This is a genomic window from Algibacter sp. YIN40, assembly GCF_057219435.1.
On sequence record NZ_JBXVVC010000003.1, the window covers coordinates 179,480 to 195,712 of the forward strand.

At 33.1% G+C, this 16,233-nt stretch carries 7 protein-coding genes; 1 reads left to right on the forward strand and 6 read right to left on the reverse strand.

Translation table 11 applies throughout. The annotated features are described in order from the left end of the window. Positions 1-251: 251 nt before the first annotated feature. Entirely contained in the window at positions 252-653 is a 402-nt protein-coding gene (locus tag AC2D6V_RS11605; protein ID WP_484648363.1) for a TerB family tellurite resistance protein, read from the forward strand. Between the two features lie 46 nt (positions 654-699). Here the strand turns inward: AC2D6V_RS11605 and uvrB are convergent, their stop codons facing one another. The 6 genes from uvrB to AC2D6V_RS11635 all read right to left on the reverse strand — a co-directional run bounded on the left by uvrB (position 700) and on the right by AC2D6V_RS11635 (position 16,232). Then, positions 700-2,703: an excinuclease ABC subunit UvrB gene (uvrB, locus tag AC2D6V_RS11610; RefSeq protein ID WP_484648364.1), complete on the reverse strand. Its 2,004-nt coding sequence runs from the start codon at positions 2,701-2,703 to the stop codon at positions 700-702. Positions 2,704-2,749: 46 nt separating this feature from the next. Next, positions 2,750-5,083, reverse strand: a complete 2,334-nt coding sequence (locus AC2D6V_RS11615; protein ID WP_484648365.1) for a T9SS type B sorting domain-containing protein — start codon at positions 5,081-5,083, stop codon at positions 2,750-2,752. A 57-nt stretch (positions 5,084-5,140) separates the two neighbouring features. Then, entirely contained in the window at positions 5,141-10,045 is a 4,905-nt protein-coding gene (locus AC2D6V_RS11620; protein ID WP_484648366.1) for a T9SS type B sorting domain-containing protein, read from the reverse strand. A gap of 129 nt (positions 10,046-10,174) precedes the next feature. Beyond that, positions 10,175-12,631 carry a T9SS type B sorting domain-containing protein gene (locus tag AC2D6V_RS11625; protein ID WP_484648367.1) on the reverse strand — a complete coding sequence of 819 codons (2,457 nt, stop codon included), beginning with the start codon at positions 12,629-12,631 and terminating at the stop codon, positions 10,175-10,177. A 3-nt stretch (positions 12,632-12,634) separates the two neighbouring features. Continuing rightward, positions 12,635-15,355, reverse strand: a complete 2,721-nt coding sequence (locus AC2D6V_RS11630; protein ID WP_484648368.1) for a T9SS type B sorting domain-containing protein — start codon at positions 15,353-15,355, stop codon at positions 12,635-12,637. Positions 15,356-15,407: 52 nt separating this feature from the next. Then, entirely contained in the window at positions 15,408-16,232 is an 825-nt protein-coding gene (locus AC2D6V_RS11635) for an ABC transporter permease (protein ID WP_484648369.1), read from the reverse strand. Between the last annotated feature and the right edge of the window lies 1 nt (position 16,233).

Here is a 16,233-nt window from a genome sequence, read left to right on the forward strand (position 1 = left end):
AATATTAAAAAAAATAATTTAAATATAAAGCACTAATAATCAAGTAGTTAAAAATTAATATTTATGTATCATTATTTTTATTTTGTAATAACATAATAGATTTATTGTCCTGATTTTATCATTTTCCATGATGAACTAAATAAAAAGAGCGATAAAATACTAAGCTATTTTCGATGAGATACATTATATCAACGATTATAAAAAGACTGTTTTAAGTATCTTTATAGTATAATTATTTAATCCTTCCTCACATGATTAATAGGGTAGAAAAACTAAGTCTACTTTCGGAAATGATTGCATTTGCAAAGTACGACAAAGACATTAAAAACATAGAATATAATTTTCTATTGGGTGTTGCTAAACAATTAGGTATAACAAGAGAAGATTTTGACTACTTAATAGAGCATCCTGTAACTTATACACATTTAAAAACGCACAGTGAACGCATTGTTCAATTTCATAGACTCGTTTTATTAATGAATATTGATAGAGAAAGCTCAAAGTCTGGAGCAATTAAGTTGTTTAATTTCGGACTTCGTATGGGATTAAGTCATGAGTCCATAAGTAAGGTTTTATATTTAATGGAAAGTTTTCCAAATAAAATTGTACCACCAGATGTATTAATAGACATCTTTAAAACACAATATAATTGATATTTAGGAATTGGTTTGAATCCTAATTTATGAAAGGCTAAGGGTTTTATACTTTTAGCTTTTCTATTTTATACTGATATTGTTTTATTTCATCCCTAAGTTTAGCAGCAACAATAAAATCTAAAGCTTTTGCAGCTTCCTCCATTATTTTTCTCTTTTCACGAATTTTCTTTTCCAATTCTGGTTTGCTTAAATAGTCGCTTTCAGGTTCTGCAGCTTTTAAAGCCTCTAATTCATAACTATAGGTACTTACTGAGTTTTTTGCCAGGGCATTATTCAAGCTTTTGTTTAAAGCTGTTGGGGTGATATTATTATCTGTGTTATAAGCTATTTGTTTTTCACGTCTATAATTAGTTTCATCAATTGTTTTTTGCATGCTTTTTGTAATTTTATCTGCATACATTATAGCTTTTCCATTTAAGTTTCTAGCAGCTCTTCCAACTGTTTGTGTAAGCGAGCGTGCCGAACGTAAAAAACCTTCTTTATCGGCGTCTAAAATGGCTACAAGCGATACTTCTGGTAAATCTAAACCTTCTCTTAGTAAATTTACTCCTACCAAAACATCAAAAAGACCTTTGCGTAGGTCTTGCATAATTTCCACACGCTCCAAAGTATCCACATCACTATGGATATAGCGACAACGAATTTGAATTCTGTCTAAATATTTTGTCAATTCTTCAGCCATTCGTTTGGTAAGTGTTGTTACGAGCGTTCGTTCATCTTTTTCAACCCTTAACTGAATTTCTTCAATTAAATCATCTATTTGGTTTAAGCTTGGGCGAACTTCAATGGTAGGATCTAACAAGCCAGTTGGGCGAATGACTTGCTCAACAAAAATCCCATGAGTTTTTTGTAATTCGTAATCTGCTGGAGTTGCACTTACATAAATAACTTGGTTTTGAAGGGCTTCAAATTCCTCAAACTTTAATGGTCTATTGTCCATCGCTGCTGGCAAGCGAAAACCGTAATCAACCAGATTTTCTTTTCTGCTTCTATCACCTCCATACATGGCATGTACTTGAGAAATTGTTACATGACTCTCATCAACAATCATTAAATAATCATCTGGAAAATAATCGAGTAAACAGAACGGACGTGTTCCAGGTAATCGGCCATCTAAATAACGGGAATAATTTTCAATACCAGAGCAATAGCCTAATTCACGAATCATTTCTAGATCGAATTCGGTACGCTCCTTTAATCGCTTTGCTTCTAAATGTTTCCCTATTTCTTTAAAATAATCATGCTGTTTCACCAAATCATCTTGAATGTCTTTAATAGCCCCCTGAAGTATTTCAGGAGATGTCACAAACATGTTGGCAGGGTATATATTCAATCGGTCATACTTTTCAATAATTTCATTAGTTTGAAGATTAAAAGATTCAATGTCTTCAATTTCGTCTCCAAAAAAGTGGATTCTAAAGGCATCATCAGCATAACTAGGGAATATATCTACGGTATCACCTTTTATTCTAAAATTTCCATGATTAAATTCAGCTTCTGTTCTAGAATATAAACTTTGAACCAATTGATGTAAAAGTTGTGTCCTAGAAATAACTTGATCTCGCTCTAGAGAAATTACATTTTTCTGAAATTCGACAGGATTTCCAATACCATATAAACAGGAAACAGAGGCGACTACCAAAACATCTCTTCGTCCAGAAAGGAGGGAAGAAGTGGTGCTTAATCGCATTTTTTCTATTTCTTCATTGATAGATAAATCCTTTTCAATGTAAACTCCAGAAACAGGTATATAGGCTTCTGGTTGGTAATAGTCATAATAGGAAACAAAATATTCTACTGCATTATCCGGAAAAAACTGCTTGAATTCTGAATACAATTGGGCTGCAAGCGTTTTGTTGTGCGCCAAAACTAGGGTTGGACGCTGAACTTCTTGAATTACATTAGCTACCGTAAATGTTTTTCCAGAGCCAGTTACACCAAGTAAGGTTTGGTATTGTTCTTTTGAAACAAGACCATCTGTTAGCTGTTTTATGGCTTGCGGCTGATCACCAGTAGGACTAAATTCTGATTCAATTTTGAATTTCATAGCACAAAATTACGGAAAAATAGATGGGTATTTTGAGAACAAAAAGTTAACGTTTTAGAGTGAAATGACCAATAAATGTTCTATTGTCTTCAAGAGTAGCTCTAAACCAATAATCGTCGGATGGTAATTGTGTTCCATTTAATAGTCCGTTCCAGCCATTTCCGGTTGCATTTAATTCCTTTAGCAATTTCCCATAGCGATCAAAAATGGTAATTTTAATATCACTATAAAATTCAGCATCAACACCAAAAGGTTTCCATGTGTCATTAAACCTGTCATTATTTGGTGTAAAAAAACGTGGAAAACCTAATATGGAAATCTTTTTTTCTGAAACTTCACAACCATTGATATCTGAAACAAAAAGTGTATGAAAGCCTGGATTCACGTTTGCAAAGACATTGTTGCTCGAGAAGTCTTGATTGTCTATGGCGTATTCATAATTTCCTAAGCCTGATGTGTTAACCGTTACCGTATTATTATTTGATAATTGATAATCTATAATGGCTTTACCAGAGGCTTCGACCGCTATTCCTCTAATTGAGGAACAGCCGTTGCTATATGTCACTATTACTTCATAAACTCCGGCTTCATTAATATTGATAGTGTTTGAATTGCTATCTGGAATGCTTGCATTATTATAAAACCATTCATAATTATAATTATTTGGATTGTCGTTAATAATTCCAGCATCTAGTGAAATGAATTGTGGATATTTTTCTTCACAATAATAGGTGGTCTCGTCAGGAAGTAATGCGGGTGTAAATAGTACGTTTAGAATTAATGGGCTAATGCCGTAGCATCCCATATCATTATCAATTCTAACATATACAGTATCAGAATTTGATATTATGTTTTTAAATAAATTTTCTAATGCATCTAATTTATTTAGCGCTTCGGTTTCAGATCTGTAAAAGCTAAGAACAGTATTTAATGGTACAAATGGTATTACATGATTTTTTAGGGAGGCTAAATCCAAATCAAAAAAACCATCAATTATATCGTCATCACAAGTATTAAATGGGGGAATTATTACATTATTATTAGAAGTATTCAAAATGATTTCTGCAATTGAAAAACATCGTGATTGATCTACTACTTTGGCATAAACAATTTCGCTAGTGTTTTCAAACATTAGTGGGGAATCTATTTCGTCCATGTCTTGTTCAGCATCCAAACTAGACCGAAAGAAATTCTCAATAAATAAAGTGCTATCACCATTTGTAACTTGCACTTCAGCATCATAAAGATTAAAAATTGTGAGCCCGTCTTGATTATCATCGCATTCTATTAAAGTTGAATTAAAAACAATTGGTTTTGGCACGTATTCTATTATTATTTCTCCATATGAAATACACCCGCTTTCAAGTTCGACCTCAACATTATAAACACCGGGTTCCCTAACGTTGTATTTTCCACAATTGATACAATTACTAGGTTGAAAATAAACCAAAATCCCATCTTTATACCATGAATAAGCATTATTCCCTAGTTCCTCTGCGTCAAGTTCTAAAACTTCATTTTCACATAACGGATTATCTGTTAATATTAATCGGTTTGGTCCTAAATCGGTGTTTAATTGGAAACTACCCGCTTCTAAAAACACAGCCGAATCGAACCTATAATTTTCTTCATCGGCAATAACGAGTTTTACTTCATAGGTTTCCCCTGGTGTCAAATCACTGGTTGCAGAGAGAACAGTTGTTTGTCCATTAAAATTAATAGGTGCATTACTATCATTAAAACTGCCAAAATAGGCTTCATTAATGGCTTCGCAACCACCAGATCCAGAAATACCCGGGTGTACGGTGGTAACTTTAACTTCTGTTTGTGTATCTGGAACTAAAGCTATGTTATCGTATTGCGTATCGTTAATATTACGGATAAGAAATCCGAAAAGATCTGAGAACCTACACGTATTGGGGTTGTTTTCTTGATATTCTTCGGAAGCAAATAAATATTTAAAACTAACACGATTTGCTATTGCTCTAAACTGAAACTCAATTATTGTGGCATTAAATGTATTGTTTTCGTTAAGTAAAGTTTCTAAATCTGAATCGCCATTCCAGTTAGGTGCATCGTCATCACTTAAAGTTGTATTCGGACCGGGTACATTTGATAGGCGTCCAGTACTCAATACGACGCCACTTTGAAAAGGAAAAGATGTCCCGTTAAAGTCAAAATATCCATAACTCAATTCTGAACCTCCAAAATCGCCGCTAACAGCATTGGTAACAATAACGTCTGTTATACAATTGCTATCAATTAATATATCTTCAATAAGTTGTTGTGGTGTATAGATTTGACTATCAACAACAATATTTTGGCTATATAAATATGAGCCAAAAATTAAAGTAAAAATTATAGAAAAACTGTTTTTCATCAAATCTCTTAAAGAGATGTAAAGATAAGAGAGTTATGACAAAATATGAATTAAAGACTATCGTTTTAAAGCAAAATGGCCTCGAATATTAAATGATTCTCCATTATGAATAATATCTGCTGAAAACCAATAATCATCTGAAGGCATATTTTGACCATTAAAAGTGCCATCCCAACCAATTGATGTGTGTGGTAACATTTTGATTAATTTACCATGTCTGTTATAAATATAAACTAAGGTACCTGGTAATCTGTAGATACCAACAACATGCCATGTATCAAAATGACTATCATTGTTAGGTGTTACAAATTTTGGAATATCTATTACAAAAACATCTGTGTCAGTTGGTACACAACCATTTAAATCAATAATTCTAACAATGTGTGGGCCAAGACTAACATTATTGAAGACATTCGAATCTTGAGGTTGGCCACCAAGATCTGGGTCCAACACATATTGATAATCTCCAATACCACTTACGGTAACTGTTATGGTATTAGGGTCTGTAAAGTCTGCGGTTGCAGTAGCTTCAATAGTAGCTTCAATAGATTCTATAATTTCAAATTCTCTTCTGTAAAGACAATTTTGAGGATTAGCACTTGTAACTTCTACCCAACGTGTTGTTCCAATATCTGTAAGATTGACTTCTATTTCTGGTGTGGTTTCTCCTGTCCACCATAAATATGTATCTTGAATATTACTGGTTTCGGCACTTAAAACTCTAGGAAGATCATTACTACAAATTGCTTCAATATCGTTTATAGGAACTATAGGTAAAGGGTTTATTATAGTTTGAAATTGTGTTGTGCTATAACATCCTGTTATATTATGCTCTATGCGTACATAAATAGTTTCACCGTTTAATGCACTGTATAAACTATTTAATCTGCCAGAATCAGTTTCTGCATTGTTTATGCTACTGTTATAGTAGTAAATTGAATAGTCTGTAGCATTTTGAGTCCCTAAAATAGTATTGTCTTGATTAGTTAAATCAAACACTAATAAATTAGTACTGTCAAAATCATCATCACAACCAAATAAGCTTGAAGGTATGTTTGCGATTGGATTTGGATTAATTTGTAGTGTAAATGAAGTAAACGCAGGACAACTATTTGCCAAGTCTTCAATTCTAGCATGAATGGTGTAAGCTCCTGAGTTTAAATAATTATAAATTTTATTCGGAATAGGATTAACTCCATTGGCTGCATCTGTTTGCGATGTATAATAGTTTATACCAACAGTATTCGGATCATTTACTAATAAAAGATCTACTTGCCCTAAATCGTAAGAATTGGTTGTGTTTTCACAATCTGGAACATTTCCAACTAAGTTAAATGCTGGAGGAAGATTTATTTGTAAATCTAACGGGGTCGAATCTGAGCAATTTGTGTCATTTTCAACGTTAACATATATGGTAGTACTATTATTCACGGTATAGTTACTAATATCATTTGAAGGAATTTGGATTGTTAACCCTGCATCTTCAAAAAATGTAAATGTAACATCTCCAAATCCTGGTCTTACATTTTCAATGGTATAAACGGCATTGTTTAGGTCGATTGTTGCAATACCATCGTAGTCAACGTCACAGATTGGATTAATTGTTGCTGAAGTAATAACTGGCGTTGGAAACGTTATAAACGTTACTTCTTCAATAACAAAACATTGGTTAGCATCATTTTCTATTCTTACATAAAACTGTCCTTGTAGGTCTTGTGATGTATATGTAGGAGGTAAAAAATTACTAGCATTTGCCTCGGCATCATCTGTTGACAAATAAAAATTAATGTTTAAGACATCTGTACTTCCTTGAGCTATTTCTTGACGCTTAGCCTCTAAATCAAAAACGCGATTTCCAGTATCATTTTGACAGGCAGAAGGGAAAGCAGTAAAGTTTGTATTGTAATTTGGATTGGTTCCAATTTCTAAAAGAAAGGATGAATTACTATTACAAGTTACATCACTTATATTTTCAACAAGCACATAAATAGTCTCAGACCCAGTACTATTATACGCTACGGTTTTATCAATTTCATCTGTAAAAAGAGCATCTCTAAAGTATCTTACTTCCTTGCCCGTTTGTCCATTTAATATTTCGGCATCTTTATCTTGAAAGTAAAAATCTGCAGCAGAAGTACCTGGGTCAACACAAATTTGATATGGATCAATATTAGGAATTACTGGAATAGTATTGACAATAACATTGAACGAAACAATATTGTAACATCCAGAAGAAGCCATTGATTGTATACGCACAAATATAGATTGTGTAGAAGCCGTGAAATTTTGTTTATCTAAGTTGTTAGCTGGGTTTGCGTCATCAAAGGTTTCAGCTTGAGTTAAGTCCGTAAAGAATTCGATAATAAGGTTTGTTGGGTCAACTACAATTTCATTAGAGTCAATCTTATCTTGCAACCTTATGTTAGCTGCAGTACTCGCACTATTATTGCATATTAGAATATCATTAGGCTGAAAAACAGTAGGCGCTGGAATGACATTAACTTCAAATTGATTTACGGTATAACAGCCAGTTATTGAATTTTCTATTCTTGCATAAAATGTACCAGAACTAGTATCATAAAATTGTGGTAATGAACCTACACCCGTATCAGCATCAATAGGGTTTGTATAATAACGAACACCAAAATCCGTATTTCCACCAGTTATTGTAGAATCGAAAGTATCAAAATCTACCGTTGTAAATCCATCATCATCCGTATCACAGTAATCAAATGGAGCTACTGGATTAAATGTAACAACGGGGTTTATACGCAAAATAACTTCAGATAACTCTGTACATAAGCCATTCTCAAGTCTTAAATATACCGTTTCCGCCATCGTTATTACATATGGATTTGAAGTATCAATTGGAGATGTATTAGTATCTCTGTCGTTTTCATTATTATAGAAAGTTACTGTTACATTTGGTAAGCCATTGGCGATAACATTTTCAATGGTATTTAGGTATACATCAACACTGCCATCATTGTCTTGGTCACAAAACGCAAAACCAGTTTGGGGAATATTAGTTGCTGTTAAAAGTAAATTAGTATGAACTTCAATAGGTACAATAGCATAACATCCTGTGCTACTATCAACAAGTCGCAAATAAATAACTTGCTCATCTGGTTCGCTATTTACAAAATTTTGTGGATCTGGAATTGGATTATTTCCAGTTTCTGCATCAGTTTGACTTGTATGATAGGTAGGCGGTAGAAACCCAGTTTGCCCGTTTAAAATGTCATTTAAAACTTGTGTTAAATCGAATACGGCTGAGCCGTCATGATCCATATCACAAGCATCTATAAATTGTGTGTCTCTTACAATACCCGTATTACCATTAGTAATGTTTATAGTTAATGTTTCACCACTTGCATTTGCACAACCAGTTAGTGTATTAACAACTCTTATATAAAGTGTTTCCGAAGGATTTGTATTGGTGTATGGTATTGGTACTGGATTTGCACCAGATTGAGCTTCCAACGGTGTAAAATGATAAGTAACTGAAAGGTTAGAGTTTCCACCAGTAATTTCATTATCTCTTTGCCTTAAGTCAATCTGAGTACTTGAATTTGGGAGGCTATCATTGTCACATTCATTGATGTTGGAAGGTTGTACAATAGTTGGAAGTGGATTAACTTCTAAGTCTATGGTTCCAAAAATTAAGCAACCAAGCGCTGTATCTTCAACGCGTACAAAAACAGTCCTTGATCCCGTTGTAATAGAAGTTATGTTATTATTTGGGTTATTTCTAGCATCGGCATCTGTTAAATAATAACGAATGGTGTAAACAGGAGGGAGGTTTTGTATTGCATTTTCAACGTCGGTATCTTTTGTTGTAAGATCGAAAAATTCTTGATTATTTCCATCAGGATCACATAATTGATAAGGTGGAATGGGATCTGTAGATAACTCGGTATCTATAGTTACATTAACTTCATCTTGAACAGCACAGGAAATTCCATTAATACTAATTTCGACTCTGTAAAGCCCACTAATAGTGGTTGTAAGTGTAGGGTTTGTTTCACCACTAACAGGGTTGTTATCCCTAAACCAGGCATAAGTCGCTAATGGATTTTGTATTTCTCCGTCTAAAGTAACACTTCCAGAGCAGGTACTTATATCTTCACCTAACTCCAATTCGTTAAATGTATTGGCTTCAATAAAAACAGCAGTGTCAATTGAAGGGTCTTGTGCATTGGCATTCTGGTCTGCTACAATTAATTTTACATGATATTGCACATTAGGCAAAACGCTAGTGCCTGCAGTTAAAATAGCAGTTCTACCATCATAATTTGTGTCATTAAATGAGCCATCATAATATGAATCATTCATTGCAGAACAAAGAACCGCTCCAGTTGGGCTTAATATTTCATCATGTATATTATTTACGGTTGCATTGTCACCACTTCCAGGAACAACAGCTATGTTTTGATATGGACCAGTACTAGCCGCTTCTCTTATAAGAAAAACAAAGCCGTCTGATGAATTACATGGGTAATTTCCAAAGTATTCTTCGGAAGCTAAAATGTAATTAAACTGTATCATATCTGAAATCGAAATAAAATCGAATTCAATAGATGTTGCGTTGACGGTATTTCCAACCCCTAAATAAGTTTCAATATCTGGATCTGTTCCCCAGCCAAGAGTACCTTCACTTAAAGGTGTATTGTTAGCTGTGTTTCCGCCAGAGGTCGCATTTCCTGTAGAAAGAACGATACCATTATTTAAAGGAAAATTAGAACTTCCACTTTGGAATGCACCATAACTAGTAAAGCCATCAACACTTCCATTAACAGTTGAATTTATATTGGAGATTTCTACGCAGCCATCTGCCAAATTATTTTCTATAAGTTGTTGTAAGGGAATACTATTATCGACTGTAATTTGTTGGGAAAACATAAAGTTAAAGCCAAAAAATAGCAGAACTAAAGCGCAACTAGCATGTAGGTTTTTCTTCACTTTGTTTTATTTGGGTAAAAACAACTAAAATGATTTGGATTATTTCAGTGCGAAAAATAGGTTTTTTTCGGATAAAACGCAAAGAAAATCAGACAAAATGCATTATTTGACAGTTTTAGGGTCTGTATTTTATCTTTTAAGTGTAAAATGATTCTTAAAAACACGACCGTCTTGTAATGTTACTGCAAACCAATAATCATCACTAGGCAACATTTCACCATTAAAAGTACCATCCCAACCTTCTCCTAAAGGGTCTAATTGTTTTACTAATTTTCCGTAACGATTGTATATTGCAATTATTGAATTTGGTTGAAACATATTTGAGATTCCATAGACTTGCCAAGTATCATGAGCATTATCGTTATTAGGTGTGAAGAATTTCGGGAAACCAATAACTGAAACGGGAATATCAACAATCCCGCAGTTATTTTTTACCTCTATTACGTTTATCGTATAAATTCCAGGAAAAATATTTTCGAATACATTGCTCTCTTGAAAATCTTTATAAACACTAGTATTATTATCATTATATAAAGCATACTCATAAATACCTTCTCCAGAAACGAAAACTGTTACTGTGTTATTTTGAGAAACATCTTCAACATTATAAGCGGGCACACCAAAAGTTGCTGTATTAGAGGGTTCCACAGTTATAGTACGCTTTTTGGAGCAACCATAAGCGTTAATTACATCTACGGTGTAAGTACCGATAGCATTAATTTCAATATTATAATTAGTTTCTCCTGTAGACCAATTATAGGAATAATTACTAGGTAAATCATTAACTATTGCTGCATCAATCGTAATTGTTTCTGGAAATTTATTTAAGCAATAATAAATTAAGTCTTCTGTTACAATATTTGGCAAAACATTTGCCGTTAATAAAACTTCATTAATACCATAGCAGTTATTATTATTTTCGACTCTTGAAAATATTGTTTGAGAATAGGGAATTGTGTTTGTAAAAAAATCATCTAGCTTGTTTTGTTCCAACAAAGCGTCATTATAAGTTTCAAAATAGGCTATATCTAAACCTATAGGAAGGCCATTAACAACATCTGTATCGGCATTTCTAAGATTAAATAGAAAAAAGCCATCTTCAATACCATCATTGTCACACTCAATAAGCTCGCTATCTACAGAATTTGTTAAACTAACTTCAATAATGAGTTCTGAATAATCAGAACATTCAGTTATATCATTTATAACCTCAGTATATATGGTTTGTGGGTTTGAAATATTCGAATATGAAGTATCGTTGATTTCAATTGTTCTTGCAGAATCTAAATAAAATTTTGTGGATAAACCAGTAAGCCTCCCTGTTAATGAATTATTGGCTTCACTTAAATTAAATAAGGTGATTCCATCGGTCATTCCATCTTCATCACATTGTAATAAATTGGCATTGAAAGCAATAGGGTTAGAATTAACTACTAAATCAATACTTGTAATACTGTTGCAATCAGGGTTAGTAATATCTTCAATTCTAACAAATACTACTTGATTAAAAGGTTGTGTATTATAGAAAGAATTGGGAAGTAATAACGATTTTGATTCTGCACCAATTTCTGTTTCGTGATATGTTATATTAAATTCTGATGGATCTTGACCATCAAGTATTTCAGTATTTCTAGAAGTTAAATCAAAAATGACTTGACCGTTTGTATCGTTACCATCATCTAAGTTGTCGCATAATTGGTAATCTTGTGGTTCTACAAATCGAGGCCCAGTGTTTACGTCAAGTCTAAATTCTGAAATGTCAAAACACCCAGTTAAATTATTTGTGATACGAGCATATATTGTTTGTGGGTTTCTAATGTTTGTATAAGGGCCAAAGATTCTATTTCTTTGAATATTAGCATCACTCTCTGATCTATGATAAGTGACAGAGGTATTATTTTGGTTCCCTATTATAAGGTTTGTATTAACTGTTAAATCAAAAGTTGAAAAGCCGTCATCAAAAGGAAATACTTCATCGCAGCTTTCTAAATTTTTTACCTCTTGATTTAGTCCAGATTGATCTCCAGGTGGAGATGCAAATTGAGCTGAACCAGTCCAAACAAGATTGAAAGCACTATTTCCTATGGGTCTATCAATAACAATATAATATGTTTCTCCTGCAGAAACATTTAACCATCTTACGAAACTATCTCCATTAGGACCAGGACCTTCAGATGTGTCAAAAGAATTGCTGTTCATACCTGTTCTGTTATTGCCTTGTCCAGCAGCTAGAGGGTTTGTAGTCGAACATCTTATGGCTTGACCTATGCTAGAACAACTCGCATTTGGCCCAAAAACAAAAAAATCATAATCTTCCGTGATCGCTGGGCTTTCAGGAGTTAAAGTGAATCCAAGGGTGCCACTAGTAACTAAAGTAACTTGTAACCAAACACTGTTGTTTTCTTGGCTAGCACAGGTATTAGATCCAGTTAATTCTTGGATTCCTACACCACTTACATCTAAATTAATAGACGAATTACCACAAGCAATTACTGCGCCGTTACAATTTGTAGGTTCTTGTGTGTAGACATTAATCCATATGATGTTTGTAAGAACTAATAAAAAAAGTAAACGAGATACATTCAAATGTTATCTTTTTAAGGTAAAGTGATTTTTAAATATTCTTCCATCTTGCAATGTAACGGTGAACCAATAATCATCACTAGGCATTATTTCACCATTGAACGAACCATCCCAACCTTCTCCTAAAGGATCTAATTGCTTTATTAATTTTCCGTAGCGGTTAAATATTGAAATTGTAGAATTTGCTTGAAACATATTTGAGACTCCGTAGACTTGCCAAGTGTCATGTGCGTTATCGTTATTAGGTGTAAAAAATTTAGGGAAACCAATGACGGATACATCTATAGTGACCGAGCCACAATCATTTTTCACATCTTTTACATTTATAACATAAATACCAGGAAATACGTTTTCGAATATATTGCTCTCTTGAAAATCTCGGTAAATACTGATGTTATTTTCTTTATATAATGCATACTCATAAGTTCCTTCCCCAGAAACGAAAACTGTTACTGTGTTATTTTTAGAAACGTCTTTTACAGTATAAGGCTTTGGCTGGTTAAAAGTTGCAATATTAGAGGGTTCAACAATTATTGTTCTTGTTTTTAAACAATTTGTTGTTTTATTAGTTACAATTACATTATAATTACCTGGTGCATTAATGTCAATCTCATAAGAGGTTTCACCTGTAGACCATTCGTAATTATACTCAGAATGAGGTGAACTATCCAAGAGAGCAGCATTAAGGGGGATAGTTTCTGGGAAATTATTGAGACAATAATAAACTAAATCATTCTTATCAATATTGGGTAACTCATTTACTTTCAATAATACTTCTCCTATAGCTAAGCATGTATTATCGTTTTCAACCCTAGCAAAAATAGTTTCCATAAAAGGACTACCAGTATTCGTATAAGATGTTCCTAAATAATTTTCTTCTAAAAGCGCGTCCTTGTGAGTTTGATAAAAAACTACGGGGTGATTAAGACTATTTGCCGTTTGAATTTCCGCAGTAATGTTTTCTAGATCAAAGGTGTGAATGCCATCTTCTGAGCCTAACTCATCACAAACTGAATAGGTAAATGGAGAGATTTGTTGAAGGCTTAATTTTAAATTTAAAATGGCTGTGCTATAACATCCTGTGTCAATATTATACACCTCGACATAGATTGGGCTTACAACATCTGCATTATAATCATAATCACCACTATTAACTATTTCAAAATTTCTATCACTATCAGTATAAAATCTAGTTGATAGTATTGGATCTCCCCCTGTTAAGTCTTCATTAGCATGAGTTAAGTCAAATCTAGTAATACCACCTAAAATACCATCTTCGTCACATTGAGTAATTTCTGCATCATATGCTATAGGGTTAGGACTTAATGATACATAAGCTTCACCCTCCAATACTTCACATTCTCCGGTATTTAATTCAATTATCAATCTATAAAGACCAGCTTGAGTTGCTTCTAAGTCGTAATCATCCTCGTTCAAAAGGAATCCATCAAGTGTCCATGTATATGTGGCTCCTTGAATTTCTTCAGCCCTTAAAAGGTATGGTATACCATCGCATAAACTTACATTTGACGAAGATAAACCATTGCCAATAATATCAATTTTCTCTGCAAAAAAGGAGGTTATAAAGGGAGGTAATCCTTGAGTAGATAAATTAGGAGAAATATCAACTGCATTATGCATATATCTGCATGTAATACCAAGGTTATTAGGGGCAGTTATAACACTTAAAAAGGGAAGCCCTTGGCTATAAGTTGCACTTAAGGATCTATATATCCTTCCATTAGGTGCTAATTGTAGAGCACCTCTATAAAGGCTTCTGTTATCTAATAGTACTTCAGAATTAGGCATGTTAATTCTGGAAAGATCAAATTGTATTAATGATGAGGTATGGTTTGAAGGAATATTATTACTTGCGGGGTTCTGAAAATCAAAATAATTATTGGTTGAATGAACGTAAAGAAGTTCGCTGTTGGGAGAAAACTCAACACCATAAGGGTTGTTGTTCTCATTTTCTATAATTACAGGAACTTGATTGCTGACTCTTCCGGTTGATACATCGAAATCGTATAAATATAAACCGTTACTCATATTTGCATTTGCAACTTTTGTACCATCTGGCGAAAGTTTTAAATAACCTCGAGAATCAGTAATATCAATGTTAAAATTGAAAGTAGATTTTACGGGGCTTAAATTGACTCCTATATTGTTAACTTCAAATGCATGAAAAGTATTATAAAAACGATTATTCCCATTTTCTGATGCAAACGTAAGTACCCATATAGATTTTGTAATGCAGTCCTTAATTACGGCAGTAATTTTTTCAGAGCAAAGATTTAAAAGATTTTTGTTTTTGCTAATTATGGCTCCTAACCCGTTGTCCAGCGACATATCTACTTCAGAAAAATTAAGACCAAAGTCTGAACCATCTAGATTGTTGTCAACTGTAAAAATATAATAGATAGTAAGTGAATCTGGTTTTGGAACTATTATAGCGGACTGAGTACTTGATGAATCACCATATAATCCACTACCGTTCACCATGGTTGTATGGTTTCTGTTCCAAACCGTCGAGCCGTCTGTATAAAAGAGTAAGTCTCCAAATTCGTTTGAAATAGACGCACACCCCTCATTAGTGAATAATTGGCCACTATTTTGCGAAGTAATACTATTATTCGTTGGATCGAATTTTATTCCACCACCAAAGCCAAAATACCAATTCGCAGCTTCATTTTGGGCAAATAAATTTAGGCTGATCAAACAGCTCATTACGATTATTGCAATTTTTTTCATTTTTCACTAGCAAAAGCTAACAAATATATTACAAATCCCGCTTTTTTAATAATCTATACGATAAAAAGACAAATAGGGCTGTCCATGCTAATACAATTACAATTTCATGCCAATGTACTGCGTAATCATACACTAATTCCCCTTTATCTGGAAACTTAGTCATAGCTACTCGTTGAAAGGGTTGGTCTATTAATTTATACATGGACTTTAAAGGAAAGAAATTTTGAATTTTTTCAGACAAGTCAGTATCGATTTTCCAAGCCATTAAACCAAAGAGTATCCACTCTATTATGAATAGTATAAAAAGAAATGCTAATGCAAATGCGGAGCGTTTAACTAACATGCCAAAAAACAAGCATAAACTAAAGAAGCCTATTAGTTTAATAAAATATCCTAGCAGAAATACACTTTCTTGTATTATGATGCCAAATTCATTATAACTTGAATAATACAGACCTATACACAAAGAGATTAAGCCAATGAGTATTGTTGATACCAAGGAGAAGAAAACTATGGTGTAAAATTTCGATAATATAAATTCCTTTTTACTTAGGCCATCAATTAAATTTTGCTTTATGGTTTTGTTACTGTACTCATTACCAATCATACTTACCACGACAATCGCAAAAAAGAATTTAAATTGAGAAGCGAAAAAAGTAGTTAGATGCCAAATGATGGGAAAATTAAAAACGCCTAATTCTCCTAATTCTAAGGTAAAAAAACCAAATACATTTATTCGTAATGATGATAATAATATCACGAAAAAAGGTAAAATAAATGATACAAAAATCAATATTTTACTTGTTCTATTAAGAAGTAATTTTTGTAATTCTAAATTTAAAAGTCTGAACATC